The organism is Amycolatopsis sp. cg5 (genome assembly GCF_041346955.1).
In the GTDB taxonomy this organism is placed as follows: domain Bacteria; phylum Actinomycetota; class Actinomycetes; order Mycobacteriales; family Pseudonocardiaceae; genus Amycolatopsis.
Genome location: NZ_CP166849.1, coordinates 2466570 through 2484602, shown reverse-complemented (window position 1 = coordinate 2484602; position 18033 = coordinate 2466570). Strand labels below are relative to the sequence as shown.

General features: G+C 68.0%; 17 protein-coding genes and 1 tRNA gene. 7 read left to right on the top strand and 11 right to left on the bottom strand.

Annotated elements, in window-relative coordinates; all coding sequences use genetic code 11:
• Window positions 1-20: 20 nt before the first annotated feature.
• Together AB5J62_RS11300 and AB5J62_RS11295 are read right to left on the bottom strand one after the other, a co-directional pair.
• Window positions 21-1205, bottom strand: a complete 1185-nt coding sequence (locus tag AB5J62_RS11300; RefSeq protein ID WP_370948154.1) for an LCP family protein — start codon at window positions 1203-1205, stop codon at window positions 21-23.
• A 102-nt stretch (window positions 1206-1307) separates the two neighbouring features.
• A complete protein-coding gene (locus AB5J62_RS11295) occupies window positions 1308-2030 on the bottom strand; it encodes an SDR family NAD(P)-dependent oxidoreductase (protein WP_370948153.1) in 723 nt (240 codons plus the stop codon).
• 101 nt (window positions 2031-2131) lie between these two features.
• Here AB5J62_RS11295 and AB5J62_RS11290 point away from each other — a divergent pair, with 101 nt between their 5' ends.
• Window positions 2132-3538, top strand: a complete 1407-nt coding sequence (locus AB5J62_RS11290; RefSeq protein ID WP_370948152.1) for an aspartate aminotransferase family protein — start codon at window positions 2132-2134, stop codon at window positions 3536-3538.
• A gap of 64 nt (window positions 3539-3602) precedes the next feature.
• Here AB5J62_RS11290 and AB5J62_RS11285 read toward each other — a convergent pair whose 3' ends face one another.
• From AB5J62_RS11285 to AB5J62_RS11270, 4 genes are all read right to left on the bottom strand, one after another.
• On the bottom strand, window positions 3603-4484 hold the full coding sequence (locus AB5J62_RS11285; protein WP_370948151.1) for a TolB family protein: 882 nt from the start codon (window positions 4482-4484) through the stop codon (window positions 3603-3605).
• On the bottom strand, window positions 4481-5677 hold the full coding sequence (locus AB5J62_RS11280; RefSeq protein ID WP_370948149.1) for an MFS transporter: 1197 nt from the start codon (window positions 5675-5677) through the stop codon (window positions 4481-4483). Before AB5J62_RS11280 ends, AB5J62_RS11285 begins: the two co-directional genes overlap by 4 nt.
• Before the next feature lie 59 nt (window positions 5678-5736).
• Complete coding sequence (locus AB5J62_RS11275) at window positions 5737-7563, bottom strand: metallophosphoesterase (protein WP_370948148.1); 1827 nt, start codon at window positions 7561-7563, stop codon at window positions 5737-5739.
• Between the two features lie 260 nt (window positions 7564-7823).
• The gene (locus AB5J62_RS11270) at window positions 7824-8084 is read right to left on the bottom strand and encodes a hypothetical protein (RefSeq protein WP_370948147.1); all 261 of its coding nucleotides are present in this window, start codon (window positions 8082-8084) and stop codon (window positions 7824-7826) included.
• A gap of 182 nt (window positions 8085-8266) precedes the next feature.
• Between AB5J62_RS11270 and AB5J62_RS11265 the strand changes: the two genes are divergently transcribed.
• From AB5J62_RS11265 to AB5J62_RS11255, 3 genes are all read left to right on the top strand, one after another.
• Window positions 8267-9193 carry a multiprotein-bridging factor 1 family protein gene (locus AB5J62_RS11265; protein WP_370948146.1) on the top strand — a complete coding sequence of 309 codons (927 nt, stop codon included), beginning with the start codon at window positions 8267-8269 and terminating at the stop codon, window positions 9191-9193.
• 67 nt (window positions 9194-9260) lie between these two features.
• A complete protein-coding gene (locus tag AB5J62_RS11260) occupies window positions 9261-9881 on the top strand; it encodes a TetR/AcrR family transcriptional regulator (protein ID WP_370948145.1) in 621 nt (206 codons plus the stop codon).
• A 16-nt stretch (window positions 9882-9897) separates the two neighbouring features.
• The gene (locus AB5J62_RS11255) at window positions 9898-11448 is read left to right on the top strand and encodes an MDR family MFS transporter (RefSeq protein ID WP_370948144.1); all 1551 of its coding nucleotides are present in this window, start codon (window positions 9898-9900) and stop codon (window positions 11446-11448) included.
• A 55-nt stretch (window positions 11449-11503) separates the two neighbouring features.
• Here AB5J62_RS11255 and AB5J62_RS11250 read toward each other — a convergent pair whose 3' ends face one another.
• Together AB5J62_RS11250 and AB5J62_RS11245 are read right to left on the bottom strand one after the other, a co-directional pair.
• Window positions 11504-12064: a hypothetical protein gene (locus AB5J62_RS11250; protein WP_370948142.1), complete on the bottom strand. Its 561-nt coding sequence runs from the start codon at window positions 12062-12064 to the stop codon at window positions 11504-11506.
• 150 nt (window positions 12065-12214) lie between these two features.
• Complete coding sequence (locus AB5J62_RS11245; RefSeq protein ID WP_370948141.1) at window positions 12215-14023, bottom strand: hypothetical protein; 1809 nt, start codon at window positions 14021-14023, stop codon at window positions 12215-12217.
• A gap of 124 nt (window positions 14024-14147) precedes the next feature.
• On the opposite strand from AB5J62_RS11245, the gene AB5J62_RS11240 reads away from it, so the two are divergent.
• A complete protein-coding gene (locus AB5J62_RS11240; RefSeq protein WP_370948139.1) occupies window positions 14148-15236 on the top strand; it encodes a sensor histidine kinase in 1089 nt (362 codons plus the stop codon).
• A complete protein-coding gene (locus AB5J62_RS11235; RefSeq protein WP_370948138.1) occupies window positions 15233-15859 on the top strand; it encodes a response regulator in 627 nt (208 codons plus the stop codon). Before AB5J62_RS11240 ends, AB5J62_RS11235 begins: the two co-directional genes overlap by 4 nt.
• A 220-nt stretch (window positions 15860-16079) precedes the next feature.
• On the opposite strand, the gene AB5J62_RS11230 is transcribed toward AB5J62_RS11235, so the two are convergent.
• Together AB5J62_RS11230 and AB5J62_RS11225 are read right to left on the bottom strand one after the other, a co-directional pair.
• Window positions 16080-16544 carry a hemerythrin domain-containing protein gene (locus AB5J62_RS11230; RefSeq protein ID WP_370948137.1) on the bottom strand — a complete coding sequence of 155 codons (465 nt, stop codon included), beginning with the start codon at window positions 16542-16544 and terminating at the stop codon, window positions 16080-16082.
• 126 nt (window positions 16545-16670) lie between these two features.
• Window positions 16671-16747 (bottom strand) — tRNA-Ile (locus AB5J62_RS11225).
• A 184-nt stretch (window positions 16748-16931) separates the two neighbouring features.
• On the opposite strand from AB5J62_RS11225, the gene AB5J62_RS11220 reads away from it, so the two are divergent.
• On the top strand, window positions 16932-17195 hold the full coding sequence (locus AB5J62_RS11220; RefSeq protein ID WP_370948136.1) for a hypothetical protein: 264 nt from the start codon (window positions 16932-16934) through the stop codon (window positions 17193-17195).
• On the opposite strand, the gene AB5J62_RS11215 is transcribed toward AB5J62_RS11220, so the two are convergent.
• Window positions 17192-17938 (bottom strand): class I SAM-dependent methyltransferase, encoded by a 747-nt coding sequence (locus tag AB5J62_RS11215; protein ID WP_370948134.1) that lies wholly within the window; start codon window positions 17936-17938, stop codon window positions 17192-17194. The genes AB5J62_RS11220 and AB5J62_RS11215 overlap by 4 nt on opposite strands.
• Between the last annotated feature and the right edge of the window lie 95 nt (window positions 17939-18033).

Genomic DNA, 18033 nt, shown 5'->3' with positions numbered 1-18033 from the left:
GTAAAGCCCGCTTCATCCCGTCAGTTCACACAGCCGGTGGCGTTGGACGTCACCGGCTGCTCCGTGCTGGTGGTGGTCTGTGCGGTGTTCTTGACGCGGCCGACGCTCGTGCTGGAGTCGGTGCCGGTTCCGGTGGAGGCGTTGCCGTTGGGCGATTTGCCGGTGACCTGCTTGACGAAGGCGCGGATCTCGTTCAGGTCGACCTTGACCGCGTCGCCGTCGCTGGGCGTCGCCATGCTCAGCGCCTGCACCGGCACGGTGTTGAACTCGATCGCGCCCGCGCTGAGCCCGCGCAGCTGCTGGGCGAAGCTGAAGATGTCCCAGCCCTTGTCGATGACCAGCGACCCCTGCACGGCCGAGATCAGGTTGGACAGCTTGGTCGGGTCGCTCAACGTGCCCGCGCTGAGGATCTTCTTCGCCATGCCGGACAGGAAGGCCTGCTGGCGCTTGATGCGGTCGAGGTCGCTGGGCAGCCCGTGACGCTGGCGGACGAAGGCCAGCGCGTCCGCGCCGGACAGCGACTGCTCGCCCGCCGGGAAGTTCGCGCCGGTCCACTTGTCGTTGACCGGGTTGTTGAGGCAGACGTTGACGCCGCCGATGGCTTCGCTGAGCGAGTAGAAGCCCGCGAGGTTGACCGCGGCGTAGTGATTGATCGTCAGGCCGGTGACCTGCTGGACCGTCTCGACGGTCGAACGGGCGCCCGCGGCGGAACTCTGCTTCTCCAGCTCGGCACCGCTGAGGCCTTGCGCGCGCAGCTGGTTCTTGGCCGCGTTCTTGCCCCTGCTGAACGCGGAATTGATCTTGTGGGAGCCGAGGCCGCCCGCGATCGGAACGTAGGAGTCACGCGGGATCGAGATCGCGGTCGCCGCTCCTCCGCCTGCGGGCAGGTGGACGACGATGATGGAGTCCGTGGTGTCGCCGCCGTCTTCGGTGCTGCCCGCGTGCAGGCGGTCGAGCAGGTCCTGCGGCAGCGGGTTGCCCTGCGCGTCGGTGCGCGAGTCGATGCCGACCAGCAGGATGTTCTGGTCGACCGAGGACGGCGAGACACCGGGCGGGAGCTGCGCGGACGGCGGGATGATGTCGGCGACGGTGATGCCGGTGTCGAGCTTGCTCAGCTGCGCCCAGGCATAGCCGGTGCCGCCGAGTACGGCGAGCGCGACGAGGCCGAGGGCACTACGCCGCCAAACACGGTGAGTAACCAACACGACCGCTTTCCTCCCAGACAGTGTGAAACCCAGTGATTTCCAGAATCACCGCGGTTCCTGGGAAGAAGCTGAGAAAGTCTTTCAGTTCCTGTTATAAGTAGGTCAGCGTGGCATGCGACGCCAGATCGCGCGTGGCAAGAGCTTCATCACGGCGAACACGGGGCGTAGCACTCCGGGCACCCAGACGACTGAACGACGTTTGCGCAACGCCGCGACCGTCGCGTCGGCGACCTGGTCCGGCGTGCTGGAGAACGGTGCGGGCGACATGCCCTCGGTCATCCGGCCGATCACGAAACCGGGGCGCACCAGCAGCAGGTGGACGCCGGAGCCGTGCAGCGCGTCGGCGAGCCCGCTCGCGAAGCCGTCGAGCCCGGCCTTCGCGGAGCCGTAGACGTAGTTGGCGCGGCGGACCCGCACGCCGGCGACCGAACTGAACACGACGAGTTGCCCGCCGCCCTGCTCGCGCAGACGATTCGCGAGATGGGTGAGCACGCTCACGTGGGCCACATAATCGGTGTGGACGACCGAAACCGCGTGCGCCGCGTCGGCTTCCGCGCGAGCCTGGTCACCGAGGATGCCGAAGGAGACGACAACGGTGTCGAGCTTGCCAAGGCTTGCGAAGAGCGCCTCATGGGAGTCGAGGTCATCGGCGTCGAACTCGACTCGCTCGACTTCGGCCTTGTTAAGCAGCGAGGCTTCTTCGTCCAGATCCGCGCTGCGGCGTGCGGCGAGGATCACCTTCGCGGCGCCGCCGTCGACGAGCCTGCGCGCCACCTGCAGGCCGATCTCGCTGCGGCCACCGAGCACGAGCACTGTTCCAGTCACCCAAGAGAGCCTACGCAACACCGATTCGGTTGCATTTGGGCCTCCGGTATGCGATAAACGTAGTAGACAACGCCTTGAAATACGAAATCAGTGAGGAAGCGATGACTGCCACCGCCGAGACTGTTGCCGCCAAGAGCGCCACCTGGACCTCGGACCGGCTCGCCACGTCGGCCCGCGACCACCTGTGGATGCACTTCACCCGCCACGGGGACGGAGCCAACGCCGACATCCCGGTGATGGTGCGCGGCGAGGGCGCGTACGTCTGGGACGCGCGCGGCAACCGCTACCTCGACGGCCTGGCCGGCCTGTTCGCCGTCGGTGTCGGCCACGGCCGCGAGGAGCTCGCGGAGGCCGCGGCGAAGCAGACGCGCGAACTCGCGTACTTCCCGTTGTGGGGCAACGCGCACCCGGCCGCGATCCAGCTCGCCGAGCGGCTCGCGAACGACGCGCCCGGCGACCTGAACCGGGTGTTCTTCACCGTCAGCGGCGGCGAATCCGTTGAGACGGCCTGGAAGCTCGCGAAGGCTTACTACAAGCAGATCGGCAAGCCCACCAAGCACAAGGTCGTCAGCCGCGCACTGGCGTACCACGGCACGTCGGCAGGCGCGCTCTCGCTGACCGGGCTCCCCGGCGCGAAGCAGGACTTCGAGCCGCTGGTGCCGAGCGCGCTGAAGGTGCCGAACACCAACTTCTACCGCGCACCGGTGCACGCCGACGACTACGACGCGTTCGGCCGCTGGACCGCCGACCAGATCGCGCAGGCCATCGAGTTCGAGGGCCCGGACACGGTCGCCGCGGTGTTCCTTGAGCCGCTGCAGAACACCGGCGGCTGCTTCCCGCCGCCGCCCGGCTACTTCGAGCGCGTGCGGGAGATCTGCGACCAGTACGACGTGCTGCTCGTCTCCGACGAGGTGATCTGCGCGTTCGGCAGGCTCGGGCACGACTTCGGCGCCAAGCGCTACGGCTACCAGCCCGACATCATCACCACCGCCAAGGGCCTGACCTCCGGCTACGCCCCGCTGGGCGCGGTGCTGGCGAGCGACCGGCTGATGGAGCCGTTCACCCAGGGCACGACCACGTTCATGCACGGGTCGACCTACGGCGGGCACCCGGTCTCGTGCGCGGTGGCGCTGGCGAACCTCGACCTGATCGAGCGCGAGGACATCTACGGCAACGTGCTGCGCAACGAGTCCGCCTTCCGGTCCACTTTGGACAAGCTGACCGACCTGCCGATCGTCGGCGACATCCGCGGCGCCGGGTTCTTCTACGGCATCGAGCTGGTCAAGGACAAGGCGACCAAGGAGACGTTCACGCAAGCGGAATCCGAGCGGGTGCTGCACAAGTTCCTGTCGGGCTCGCTGTTCGACAACGGGCTCTACTGCCGCGCGGACGACCGCGGCGAGCCGGTCATCCAGCTCGCGCCGCCGCTGATCTGCGAGCAGTCGCACTTCGACGAGATCGAGTCCATCCTGCGCGCTTCCCTGACGGAGGCCTGGAAGCTGCTCTGACCGAGGAAAGAGTCGTGAGTGGTATGACCGGTTAGAACCGGCCATACCACTCACGAGCGGTGGATCATCGGGCCACCGCGGGGGACGAGGCGTCCTGCCGCAGTACCTCCGGCGCTCCCCCGCCGGAAGCCGGAACGCGGTAGACGGTGTGCTCGCGCGAGTACGCCACGAACGCGTTGTCTAGCCATTGTGCCTGGTCATCGACGTGCGCCGGTTCCGAGAGCGGCACGTCCGCGCCGGTGGAGAGGTCGAGCACGTGCAGCCGCCAGCGGTCGCCGGTGCGGAACTTGTACGCGACGCGCGTGCCGTCCGGGGACAGCGACGGGCACTCGGCGTTCCCCCGGATCGACGTCAGCGTCCGGGTCGCCAGCGATCCCTTGACCAGCCACGTTTTTCCGCCCGACGCGGCTGTCGCGTAGAAGGTGTCGTCGTCGCGGTCGAAGGTCACGCCCCAGTAGTTGGTGTCGGCCGCGGTGTGCGGGCGGCCGTCCACGACGAGCTTGAAGTCCTCGAGCGAGCCGTAGTGGATGCCGTGCACGAGGTCGTAGATCCCGGCCGTCGTCGAGAAGGTGCCGACCGCGCCGAGGTAGCCGTCTCCCGTCCGGAAGACCGTCCAGCCGACCAGATGCCCGGTGGGCGCGACGCGGACCCGGCTGGGCGTGCCCCATTCGGTGAGGCGAAGTCCCGAGTCGAGTACCAGCAGCTCGGAGCGGTCGGGCACGGCGGTGGTGCGCAGGCAGGCGAGGGTGCCCGCCGCCGCGTCGACCCGCTGGCAGGCGGGACCGACCCGGTCTCCTTCTCGGACTCGGCCGCCACCGTCCACATAGAGCAGTTCACCGCTGCGCAGGTCGAGCGGCTGTTCTTGGTGCGCGCCAACGGATCGCCAGCCAACGAAGACACCACCCGCGACCAGCACCGCGGCGATCAGCACGACGCCCCGGTTCATCGGTGGGCCCCGGCCGCGATCGCACCGGTGAGCAGGAGCGCGAACAGGCCGAACGCGGGCGCGAGGCCCAGCCCGTTCGCCACCACCCCGAACAGCACCGCGCCAGCCGCCCGCGCCACCGCCTGCGCCGTCTGGACGAGCGCGAGCCCGGTCGCGCGGAGGCCCTCCGGCACGAGCGGTCCCGCGAAGGCCATCAACACTCCGTCGGTGGACGCGTAGAAAACGCCGTGTGCCAAGAAAACCAGCGTGGCCGCGAACCAGCCCTGGAGCGAAGACGCGACGAGGACGTAACCGGCTAGCAGCACGACATGCCCGGCCAGGAACACCTTCCAGCGCCCGAGCTTGTCGGCGAGCCTGCCGACCGGGGCCGCGGCGACCATGAAGATCAGCGCGGTCGCCAGCGGCAGCAGCGGCAGTACCCCGGACGGGAGCCCGGTGGTCCGCTGGACGCCGACGAACAGGAACATGTCGCCGACCGTGCACAGCCCGAGCAGGGCGGCGAACACGCACACCCGTCGCAGGTCACGGTCCCGCAGTGGCGCCCAGCTCAGCTTCGGCCTGATGGCCGGGACGGCGGCGGGCGCGCGGACGAACAGCGCGAGCACCAGCACGGCGACCACGGCGAGGCAGAAGCTCACGGCGAACACGGCGGTGTAGTCCATGACCAGCATGCTGAGCAGGCCGAACGCCAGCAGCGGGCCGAGCAGCGCGCCCGCGGTGTCCAGCGCGCGATGCACCCCGAACGCCCTGCCGAGCGCGTCGGCCGGGGTGGCCTGGGTGATCATCGCGTCGCGGGGGCCGGTGCGGATGCCCTTGCCTGCCCGGTCGACGCCGATCACCAACCCCAGCGCGGCGACCGAGGATCCGGCGAGCGGGAAGCCGAGCTTGGTCAGCGCGGACAGGCCGTAGCCGGTCAGCGCGACGGCCTTCGGGCGGCGGAGCCGGTCGGCGAGATGGCCGCCGAGCAGGCGCAGCACCGCCGTCGCCCCGGTGTAGAGGCCGTCGATCGCGCCGAGTTGCAGGTAGCCGACGCCCAGGCCGTAGACCAGGTAGAGCGGGAGCACCGCGGTCACCATCTCGGCGGACAGGTCGGTGATCAGGCTGACCACGCCGAGGCCGACGACCGTGGCCGAGACGGGGCGCACGGCTTTTCCGGCGGGCGGGACGGCGGAGCGGACGGACGAGAGGTACATCGGGGGGAGCCTTTCCGGGGGCGGGCGCACGGCCGGGCGAAGCGGCCGTGCGCCCGCCCTCATCCAGTGACGCTGACGTCGTCCACGGCGGACTCCCACAACGAGGGATCGCCCAGATCGGCCGACTCGACGACCAGCTTCACCGTGTGCCCGGCGAACTGCGCGAGGTCGGCGGTCGCCGTCTGCCAGGCGCCCGCGAGTTTCGTGCTCGCCGTGCCCAGCCGCTCGAACGCCTGCACCGAGCTCGACCCGTCCAGCACGCGGACCCTGAAGTAGTCCGATGTGGACGCATTGTTGCCGTGCGCGTAGGTGTAGGAGAACGTGAGCTTCCCGTTGACGGGTACGGAGAACTGCGGCGAGGTCATCGTCGTCACTCCCCCGTCGACGTCGTTGGCGCCGTCACTGGCGCCCGCGAGCCGCCCGGTCACCAGGCAGGTGACCCCGCTCGTGGTGGTCCCGAGCTGCTTGATCGAACCGTCGGCCTCCTTGGTCTCCTCGGGATCGCCGCGTTCCCACTTGCCGGTGGTCGCGGTGTCCGAGGTGGCCGTTTGCCAGCCCTTGTCAGACTCGAAGTCGTCTGAGAAGCCTCCGCTGCTCGTCGAAACCGCGAGCGTGGCCGTCTTCGAAACGCCTCCCGACGTACCCGTGATCGTGGCCGTCGCCGATCCCGAAGCCGAGGCGGACGCGGTCAGCGTCAGCTTGGACGAGCCGGGAGCGGTGACCGAGGCGGGCGAGAACGAGCCGGTGACCCCGGACGGCAGACCCGAGATCGACAGCGCCGTGGCGCCGGTGAACCCGCCGGTCGCGCCGACGTCGACGGTCGCCGACGCGGTGGCGCCGGGCGGCACGCTGACCGACGAAGGCGAGACGGCGACCGAGAAGCCGGGCGCACTGGACGCCTTGTGGCACTTGCCGGACACCGTGTCGGTGTACGTGCGGCCCGCGACCGGGACGAAGTCGTGCCGGTAGTCCGTGGCGGTCAGCGTCAGCTTGGCGACGCCGAAAGTGCTGGCGTTACCGGCTTCCTGAGTGCCGGCGGAGCTCTTGTCGTAGTCGTAGAAGCCGCGGCCGCCTGTGCCGATCAGCAGCTCGCGCACGCCGTTCGCGTCGTCGCGGGTGCCGTTCGGCTTGGACGGCGCGAACCGCTGGTAGTTGTGGTCGTGCCCGACCACCACAAGGTCCGCTTTCGCGTTGTAGAGCGCCTCGAAGAACGGCGTGACCGAGGTGTCGTCGCCGTGGTCGCCCTTGCTGAAGCGCGGGTGGTGCCAATAGGCGGCGGTGCACGGCTTGGTGCTGGCGGCCAGGTCGTTCTTCAGCCAGGTCACCTGCGCGGAACTCGCGGTGCGGGTGATGTTCGAGTTCAGCGCGACGAAATGCCAGTCACCGACGTCGAAGCTGTAATAGCCCTTACCTCGTTCTCCCGCCGCGCCGCCGAAGTAGTCGAAATAGCCGGAAGCGTTCGAGGTCTTGTACTCGTGGTTTCCCGGTGCCGGGTGCACGATCGACTTGAACTGCCCGTAGTTCGGGTCATAGCCGTTCTTGTAGTCGCTCGCGCTGCCGGACTCGTAAGCGTTGTCACCGGCCAAGATCAGCGCTTGAGGGCTCATGTTCTTGACCACCGACGCCGTCTGGTTGCAGGAGGAACCGCAGACGTCGCCGACCCCGGCCACCACCGAGGTCGCCGCGGCCAGGCTCTGCGTGCCCGACTGGTAGGAGTCGACGGAGTAGGTGCTCGCTGGATCGGCGAGGTGCGGGGTGACGCGCACGCAGTCGCCTTCGAACGCCCTGGTGTGGAAAGCCTTGCCGGGCCAGTTGACCGCGGTCAGCGTGAACGAACCCGACCGTGAGCCGGTGAGGGTGATGGAGTCGTTGCCGTGCAAGGACAACGCGGTGAGTCTGAGCCGCGAGCAAGGCCGCGGCACCGTAAACCACTGGATGTCGCCATCGTCGACGCAGGAATGTAGTCATCGGAATCCTTTGCGGGTAATGCAGGGGAAAAAGAAATCCGGACCACGCGCCCGCCCGCCGAGGAGCGGCCCGGACCGGGCGGGCACGTCATTTGTTGATGTTCGGAAAAGACTTTAACCCGGACTCCGAGTGCGTCAACGAAACCGCGACGTCCAGGCTGGATAACTCTGAACGCCGGCTAGACGGTGATCATGAAGTCGTCGACGGTCGCGGAACGCCAGGCGCCCGCGACCTTCGCCGCGGCACCGAGTTTCTCGAAGACACTGGTCATGGTCACACCATCAATGATCTTGCTCGGGGTCGGGCTCATCCCGGCCGTGCACGGCGCGTTGTTCTGGGTCGTGGCCATGCTGACAAGCGTGTCCTGCTGCACGCGCTCGACACCCGGATCGGCGGCGAGCCGGGCCGCGAGCACGGCGGCCACCCATAATGATCTCACGGAATTCTCCTCGGACTTCGGAAACGGAAATGACGCCGCTCCTCGGTACCGGGAAGATCCGGTGACGCGGATATTGGGAAGTTCAGCGAACACCGGTCAACGATTGTTCGTGACAATCTGGAAATTCCCTGAACGCGTCCGGCGGAGTACTCTCACCGGATCGCCCGTGAAGGGAGTCAGCCGTGCCGGTCGAAACCAGCACCCCGGTTGGCGCCGAGTTCGGCGCCGCGCTGCGTGACGCGATCGGGCGCAGCGGCCTGAGCCTCAACGAGATCAGTCAGCGGCTGCGCGAGCAGGCGACCCCGGTCAGCGTGAGCGCGCTGAGTTATTGGCAGAATGGCGAAAACCGGCCGGAGCGGGCGAGTTCGCTCGCCGCGGTGTCGGCGCTCGAATCGATTCTCGGCCAGGAAGAAGGCACGCTCGCCGCGTTGCTCGGCCCGCGCAGGCCACGCGGCCGGTGGGCGAACCGGCCTGGCCTGGCGGTGGCGTACGACCAGGTGTGGGTACATCCGGAGCACGTGGCCCGCGCACTGGCCAAAGTGGACGCCGGGCCAGCCGACCTGGACACACCGCACCGGCTTTCGCAGTACGTGTCGTACCGGGTCAACGCGCAGGGTTGCGAGGAGTCGATGCGGGTGCGCAGGCTGGTCCGCGCGGACCACGACGGCACCAGCCGGTTCGTGTTCGTCACCCGCTGCAGCGCGCTGCCGCAGCCGCCGGTGGTGACGTTCACCGAGGGCTGCCAGGTGGCCAGGTTCCGCGCGGACGTGCCGAGTTCGACGTGCGTGTTCGAGTTCCTGCTCGACCGGCCGCTCGCCGCGGGCGAGCTGGCTTCGGTGGAGTTCGCGGTGCGGTTCCCGCCGGGCCTGACGAATCGGCACACCCAGATGGCGATCTACCGGCCGGCCAGGGAAATGGTGCTGCACATCGCGTTCGACCCGGAAATGACACCACGTCGATGTTTCGGTTACTTCCAGCCGCGCAGCGGGGCGCCGCGTGAACACCGGAGCGAGGCGACGTTCGACGGGCAGGTGAGCACGTACCAGTTCATCACGCTGGATCCGATGCCAGGCCAGTACGGCATCCAGTGGGAGCTGGACAAAGTCTGAACGGATGTGACTGAGTGCACGTTCTGCAAGTTTGCAGAACGTGCAAGTTTCTCGCTACCTTGGTCGCATGCCCGAGACCCCGCCTGGCCTTTCGCTGCGCGAACGCAAGAAGTTCGAGACGCATCGGACGCTCGCCCGCGCCGCCGTCGAGCTGGTCGCCGAACACGGGCTCGACAAGGTGACCGTCGAGGACATCGCCGCGGCCGCCGACGTCTCCGTGCGCACCTTCTTCAACTACTTCGCGTCGAAGGACGACGCCGTGGTCATCGCCTATCCCGACCGGGACGAGCGCACGGCGGCGGTCGTCGAGTCGCTGCTCGCCGCTCCGCCCGAGGTCAGCACGATGCGGGCGCTGCTGGACGCGCTCGACGACGACTTCAAGCGCATCGAGGCCAACCGCGAAGAGTGGCTGGCCCGGATGTCGATCTTCGAGGAGAACCTGCACCTCGTCTCGCGCATGATGGTCGCCCAGGCCGAGAGCGAGCGTCAGCTCGTCGAGGCGATCGCCAAGCGATCCGGCTGCGATGCCGAAAAAGACTTCTATCCCCTGCTGCTGTTCTCCCTGCTCGGCGCCGGAATGAGTGCCGCGATCCGCCGCTGGCACATGCTCGGCGGCGAGGGGTCTCTGCGTGACCTGCTGAACGAGGCGATGGACGCCGTCGCCAACGGACTACCCGAACCACACTGAAGGAAATGGGGGAACCATGACCACGACAGCCGAACCACGGCCGGGCGCGATGACGCACCGGCAGGTGCTCGAAGCACTCTCCGGGCTGCTGATGGGCCTGTTCGTCGCGATCCTCGCGTCGACCGTGGTGGCCAACGCGCTGCCGCGCATCATCGCCGACCTCGGCGGCTCGCAGTCGTCCTACACCTGGGTGGTGACCACCGAGCTGCTCGCGATGACCGCGACGGTTCCGTTGTGGGGCAAGCTTTCCGACCTCTACAACAAGAAATTCCTGGTACAGACCAACCTCGCGTTGTTCGTGGTCGGCTCACTGGTCGCCGGGTTCTCCCAGGACATCGGCGTGCTGATCGCCAGCCGCGTCGCGCAGGGTGTCGGCGCCGGCGGGCTCACCGCGCTCGTGCCGATCATCATGGCGAGCATCGTTTCGCCGCGTGACCTCGGCAAGTACTCCGGGATCATGGGTGGCATGTTCGGTGTCGCCACGGTCGCCGGGCCGCTGATCGGCGGCGCGATGGTCGACACCTCGTGGCTGGGCTGGCGCTGGTGCTTCTTCATCGGCGTGCCGCTGGCGATCGCCGCGATCTTCCTGCTGCAGCGCACCCTGAACCTGCCGACCGTCCGCAAGGAGGTCAAGGTCGACTACCTGGGCGCGTTCCTGATCATGGCCGGTGTCTCGACGCTGCTGGTGTGGTCGTCGCTGGCCGGGCACCAGTTCGCCTGGGGTTCACTGTGGACGGTCGCGCTGGTCGGCGCCGGACTGCTCCTGCTGGCGGCCGCGGTGTTCGTCGAATCCCGGGTGCAGGAACCGATCCTGCCGCTGTCGCTGTTCAAGAACCGCACGATCGCGCTGAGCACGCTCGCCAGCTTCCTCGTCGGCGCGGCGATGTTCGGCGGCACCGTGTTCCTGTCGCAGTATTTCCAGCTGGCGCTGGGCAAGTCGCCGACCGTGGCCGGGCTGCTGAGCCTGCCGATGATCTTCGGCCTGCTCGTGTCGTCTACCGTGTCCGGGCAGCTGATCAGCAAGACCGGCGTGTGGAAGAGCCACCTCGTGCTCGGCGGCGTGCTGATGATCGCCGGCCTGCTGTTGCTCGGCACGATCGACGCGCACACCCACATCGTCGTGCTGAGCGGGTACATGGTGGTGCTCGGCGTCGGGCTCGGGATGCTGATGCAGAACCTGGTGCTGGTGGCCCAGAACGACGTGCCGCCGCAGGACCTCGGCACGGCCACGTCCACGCTGTCGTTCTTCCGCAGCTTGGGCGGCTCGATCGGCGTCAGCGCGCTCGGCGCGGTGCTCGCCAGCCGCATCACCACGCTGACGCTGGAAGGCCTCGGCCCGCAGGCGGCGAACATGCCGGCGGGTTCGGGTGACTCGGTGCCGAACCTGGCGCTGCTGCCGGAACCGATCGCGAACATCATCCGCGACGCGTACGGCGAAGCGACCAGCGAACTCTTCCTGATCGGCGCGCCCTTGGCCGTGCTGGCGCTGGTGGCGATCCTGTTCATCAAGCAGATCCCGCTGAAGACGCAGAGCGCCAACGAGCGGCTCGCCGAGGAAACCGCCTAAGGGCTCGTGAGTGGTACGGCCGGTTAGAACCGGCCGTACCACTCACGACCTTTTTCTAGCCGCGCAAGAGGTAGCTGTTGGCGAAGCCGCTGGTCGAGCAGACGCCGAGCTGGCTCTGCACCTGGCTGTAGGTGAAGCCCCACGGGACAGTGCAGGCCCAGAGGTTGTTGCGCGGGACGCGGACGTTGTAGCTGTTCGCGAAGCCGCTGGTACTGCAGACACCGAGCTGGCTCTGCACCCGGTCGTAGGTGTAACCGGACGGCACGGAGCAAGCGTAGAAATTGTCACCCGGCGCACGCAGGTGATAGCTGTTCGCGAAACCGCTGGTACTGCAGACACCGAGCTGACTCTGCACCCGGTCGTGGATGAAACCGGCGGGAACATTGCAGGCATAGATGTTGTCCTGCGGCCTTCTCAGGTGATAACTGTTGGCGAAACCGCTCGGACTGCAGACACCGAGCTGGCTCTGCACCTGGTCGTAGGTGTAGCCGCCGGGCACCGTGCACTGCCAGGTGCCGTCGAGGTCCTCGACCGTGGCCTGAGCTGCGGAAAGACTGCTGCCGAGCAGAGCGCCCACCGCGAGCACGACAAGCGCGATCCTGCGTATGACTGACATTTCTTACGACCTTCCCGGTCATGAATTCCAGGGCGCGCTTATTTGACCCGGTAAGTCGCTGACCCGAACAGCGGCCATTCGGTGGAAATCCAGTCGTATTACCAGAATTGTCTTGACCGCGATTAATCATTTACGGTTACCCCGGTATTTTTACCCTCGCAGCCAACGATCGAACCAGGCAAGGTTCTGCTCCATCGCGCTCGCGCGGTGTTTCGGCTGGTGGAAGATGTGCGTCTCGTCGCCGAACAGCATCAGCTCGGACGGCACCTTCTTGCTCTTCACGAACTGGTGGATGCTGAGCGTCAGCCATCCGGCCGCGGGTCCGACCTGCTGCAGCAGCGGCGCGTTGACGTGCTCGGTCGTCTGGCCGCTTCCCTCGATGAGCGACGGGCTGCCGCCGTCGCCCGCGGAGGCCGCTTTGAAGAACGTCGACCGCGCGATCGCCTCCTCGGCGACGAAAGCGCCCCGGCTGTAGCCCATGATGCCCGCACGGGCGGGGTCGGCGAACCGGCAGTCGCGTACCGCCGCTTCCATGGTCGGCACGGGGTCCTGGATGCCCGGCTTCTCGTTGACCAGCAGCACGACGTACCCCTTGGCCGCGAACACCTGCGACGGGTACTGCCATTCGTTCGCGTCGGGCATGAACCGCTCGGTCGCGTCATAGCCGTGGGTGATCACCACGACCGGGCACCGGGTCTGGCGGCACGCTTCAGGCACGAGTTGGTAGCCACTGGCGGTCGGCTCGGGAGTAGTGAGCCGGACGCGACCGAACCCGGGATTCGGGTCGAATCCGTCCCTGACCGCACCGGTCCGCAAGTCGACAAAGGACAGTCGTGGCCTTGCCGACGCGCTTTCCTTCACGCAGAAGGCTGCCGTGCCCACCGAGCAAGTGGCCAGCGTTCCGTCCGCTGTGGACACCGGCGCCAGCGAGCCTGCCGTCGGCGCGGCGAAGAGCGACTCGTGACGGGCGTCCGCCAGCTCGGCGAACACCCGGTCACCCAGCCACCATGCGCTCCCCGAAACCCGGGTCCCGGCTGGCAAGGTCGCGACGACCGCGCCGCCAGGAAGCGCGACCAGCTGGTCCGGCTTGGCGGCGAGGACGGACTGGCCGTCCGGCGACCACGTGGCCAGCACCCGCGCTCCACCGGCGTCCACTGTGGACAAGCCGCCGGACGCGGTTTCGAGTATTCGCAGGGTGTCCCGGTTGTCGGTGGGCTGCTGGGTTTCCCGCGTCACGAAGGCGAGCTTGCCGCTGTCCGGCGACCACGCCATGCCGGGTTTGCCGGGAGCGGCGACCGGGCCCATGATCGAGTCGAAGACGTGCCGGGAGCGGCCGGTCTTGGCGTCGAAGAGCCAGAGGCCGTTCCTCACCAGGTCGAATTCGCCGGTTTCGAGGGTGCGCAGGTCCATGGTGCGTTCGTCGAAGGCGACGCCGTCGTCGACCGGCCTGCCGCCGGGGCGGGGCGTGGTGAACGCGAGACTCCGGCCGTCCGGCGACCAGTCGAAGGCGAGGATCTTCGCCCGGTGCGGCGGGATGTTGGCCAGCCGGAACGGCTCGTGCTTGCCGCCGATCTCGACCGCCGGTCCGGCGAAGTCGACCGGCTTGCCCGGCTTCCCGCCGGCGGCGGGCACCCGCCAGATCTCGTCCGCACCGTCGAGCGGCGCGAGGTAGTCGAGCGAAGTGCCGTCCGGTGACCAGCGGAGATTCGCGATCCGGCCGATCGCGGCGGTCACCGGCCTGGTGACACCCCCATCGGCGACCAGTATCCGGCTGGTCACGGTGTTGTCGGCGACCGACGGCTCGGTGACGACCATCGCCACGCGCCGCCCGTCCGGCGACGATCTGGTCTCGACGATCCGGCGGAGCTGCACGACGTCGTCCACGCCGACGGCTCGCGGCTCCCCCGCCGTCGACACCATGCTCAGTGCGGCCAGCCCGACGGCCAAGAGTTTCATCATCCTGTTCTCCCCTGTGTTGGCTGCGGCCAGGCTAGGAAGGCGGACCGGGCGGGCACATCACCCTGAGGTTTCCCCGGGAATCACCCGGAGTTGATCGCGGCCGTCAACCTTTACGCTCGGCGCCATGGGGACCGAAGCACGGGACCGGCTGCTCGCGGCCGGGCTCGCCGTGGGGCTGCTGGCGGTATACGGGTCGCGGTGGACGGCCGCGATCGTCATCGTCGCGGGCTGCGTCTCACTGCTGTGGCGCCGCCGTTTCCCGCTGTTCGTGCTGGCGGCCATCGGGTCGGCGCTGGTCATCGGTGTCGGCTGGCGGCTGGAGTGGGCCGATCCGCTGCTGTTCCTCGGCTGGATCGCGCTGTACGGCGCACCCGCTTTCGCCAAGACCCGGCACGCCGCTTACGCCGGCGCGGCGGTGGCGCTCGGCACGGCCGGGGTCATCACCCTGATCACCCGCGATGCCGCCGGTCGCGGCCGCGACGGCCTGGTCATCGGCTTGGTGTTCGTCCTCGCGTACGTGGCGACCGCGTGGCTGCTCGGCCATGGGTATCGCGTCCGGCAGGCGTATCTCACGGCTTTGGAGGACCGCGCCGAGCGCCTGGCCCGCGAGCGTGAAGCCATGAGCAGGCAAGCCGTCGCCGAGGAACGCGCCCGCATCGCGCGCGAGCTGCACGACATGCTCGCGCACACGATGAGCGGCATGGTCGTGCTGGCAGGTGGTGCCCGCCTGGCGACCGGCCAGGAGGACACGGCGCGCGCACTCGCCGAGATCGAACGATCCGGCCGCCGCGGCATGGACGAGACCCGCAGACTGCTGACCGCGTTGCGCGCGGGCGACGCCGAGTCCCCGCCCACCCTGGCGGACCTGCCCGCGTTGGTCGCACGGCTGTCCGCGGCAGGGCTGACGGTCAAGGTGAGCACCATCCCGGACCTGCCGCCTGCGGTGGACGTCGCCGCTTATCGCATCGTGCAGGAGGCGTTGACGAATACATTGCGGCACGCGGGAAACGCGACCGCCGCGGTGGTCATCCGGCTCGACTCGGGCGTGGTCGAACTCGCGATCACGGACAACGGCTCGGGGTCTTCGCAAGGTCTCGGACATGGGATCGCGGGTATGCGAGAACGCGCCAGGCTACTGGGCGGCGAACTGCGAGCCGGGCCGGAACCGGGCGGGTGGGCCGTGCGGGCGACACTGCCGCTGGAGGCCCGATGATCAGCGTGCTGATCTGCGACGACGCGCCGATCGTGCGCATGGGCCTGCGGATGATCGTCGACAGCGCACCGGACCTGACCGTGGTCGGCGAGGCCGCGACCGGCGCGGAAGCCGTGTCGGCGGCGGCCGCGTTGGCGCCCGATGTGGTGTTGCTGGACATCCAGATGCCGGAACTGGACGGGATCGAGGCGGCTCAGCGCATCTCTTCGCGGGTGCTGGTGCTGACGACGTTCGACACGGACGAGCACGTTTACGAAGCCTTGCGTGCCGGAGCGAGCGGGTTTCTGGTCAAGGACACGTCGCCGGAGAAAGTATTGGAAGCCATCCGTGTGGTCGCCGCGGGCGATGCTTTGCTTTCGCCCTCGGTCACGCGGCGGTTGCTCGACACGGTCTCGTCTTCGCTGCCGCGGGCGGATTCGCTCGGTCTGTCCACTATGGATGGTCGATTGCTGGGCTTGGTGGCGCGGGGGCTGGGGAATGGTGAGATCGGTGAGGAACTTGGGCTGAGCTTGGCGACCGTGAAGACCTATGTTTCGCGGTTGCTCGTGAAGATCGGGGCTCGGGATCGGGCTCATGCCGTTGCGCTGGCTTACGAGCATGGGGTGGTCCGGCCGGGGTCGTGAGTGGTACGACCGGTTCTAACCGGCCGGAACACTCACGACCTCGCGGAGTAAAGCGGGCTTTATCCCGCACACCACAGCCCACGGCTATCCGCGAGTGGTAACTCTGCTCCGCTAGATGCAGCAGAGTCACCACTCACACCTCGCTCGCCCCGGTGCCCGGCCGACACGCCGCCTTGGGGGTTCCGCCCAACAACCGGCGTAAACACTCACGACCTCAAGCTCAGGGTGAGGTGGCGTCGGTGCGCAGGAACTCGGGTTTCGGCCCGGTCCAGGTGAGCGCGTTCAGCGCGGCCACGATCTTCTTTTCCTCGTAGTAGAAGTGCGACTCGAGCAGCGCGGTCAGCCCGTCGAGTTCCCGGCTGATGGTGCTCGCGTCGGCGTCCTGCTCGAACAGCTCCTCGAGCCTGCGCATGATCCCGGCGACGATCTCGTGATCGTTCTCGAGTTCGGTGAGCACCGGCTTCAGTTCGGGGAACTGCTCGGCCAGCGCCGGAAAAGCGCCGGCGTCCTCCCCGGAGTGATGGCGGGTGAGCGCCGAGCAGAAGGACAGGCAGTGAGCACGTAGTTCGCGAGGGAAGCCGGACTCGGCGTTGGCGCGGAGGCGGGCGAGCTGGTCGCGGAGCCAGATGTGGACTTGGATGAGCTGGTTGCCGAACGCCGTGAGGCGGGCAGTGTGGTCGGTCAAGGAGGAGATCCCAGGTTTCGGCGCCTCCATGCCCGCGGCGGTCTGCTTGCCGGGTGCACTGCGACGCTGGCGCCACTTCAACACGCGCCCCGCCGCATCGTCAAGCGGGTATGCGAAACCACCTGGTGGTGGGCCGGGTCGGGCTCGAACCGACGGCCAAGGGATTATGAGTCCCCTGCTCTAACCAACTGAGCTACCGGCCCCTGGGCGCAGAAGGAACCAGGTGGCTCCCCACGCGTTTGCGATTGCATACGATTCCCAGTTGGTTTCAAGCTATCACAATGTGCCACCAGCGCGGACGCAGTAGGCCAAACAGGTTGTCTCCGGCTTCATCTGGGCGAGTGACGTATAAGTTTCAATGACGCCGCGTCGCCTGGATGGTGCCCTATGCCTGCCCCGGAAACCACCAGGCGAAGCCAAGCCACGGTCACACTCGCCCTGCTCGACGCCTTCACCGCGGGGGCCGCCCTCGGGTTTCTCGCGCAGCAGCATCGGGAGGCTTTGATGACGCACTCGACGGCCATCGGCCTGGGGATGGTGGTGTTCACCGCCGCCGTCCTGCTGCTGCGTGCCGGGTTTCACACCCTGAGCAGGGCGAATCGCAGGCTTGACGCGATTTTCCGCGATGAGCTGGACGACGAGCGCCGCTAGGGTTTGCGTGCCTCGATGAGGTAGCGGCGGGAGTGTGCGACGAACCGGTCTTCTGCGCGTATGCGCTGGTCAAGGGTGGCGAGCTGGGTGCGGTAGCGGGCGATCGTGAAGTCGGGGACCGTCCAGAAGACCTTGCGCAGGAAGTAGGCGAGGGCGCCGATGTCGAAGAACTCGACGCGGGTCCACTGCTCGCGGGCATCCACCACGGTCAGGCCGGCCTCCGTCGCGCCGGCGGATGCCTCGCGGGTCGCGCTTTCGTGCGCGGGTGGGAGTGGGCCCATCATGGCTTCGCTGAGTTCGCGGTTCGAGCCGTGGCCGACGCATTGGGCCAGGAAGGTGCCGCCCGGTGCGAGCACGCGGGCGATCTCCGGCCAGGGCAATGCCGTCGGATGCCTGCTGGTGACCAGGTCGAACGTGCCGTCGGCGAACGGGAGGCCGCCGCCCTCGGTGACCAGGACGACCTTGCCGCCGAGATGACTGAGGTTCGCCGAGGCGATCGCGGCGTTGGGTGGCCAGGTCTCGGCCGCGACCAGCAGCGGAGGCGGGGCCGAGATCCCGGCGAGCACTTCGCCGCCTCCCGTCTGGAGGTCGAGCGCGGCGGCCGCCTTGGCCATCCGGTCGGTCAGCAGGCGCGCGTAGCCCCACGAGGGGCGTTCCTCGGTCGCGCGGCCGTCGAACCAGGAGAAGTCCCAGCCTTCGACGGGTTCGGCCTCGGCTTCGGCGAGCAGTTCCTCGAAGTTCACGGTACGAGTTTTCTCACCGCCGCCGCACTTCGCAAACCAATAGCCAAGGGTGCACGGGAACCGGAAGAAGATCCGGGCCGTCAGTACTCAAGTCC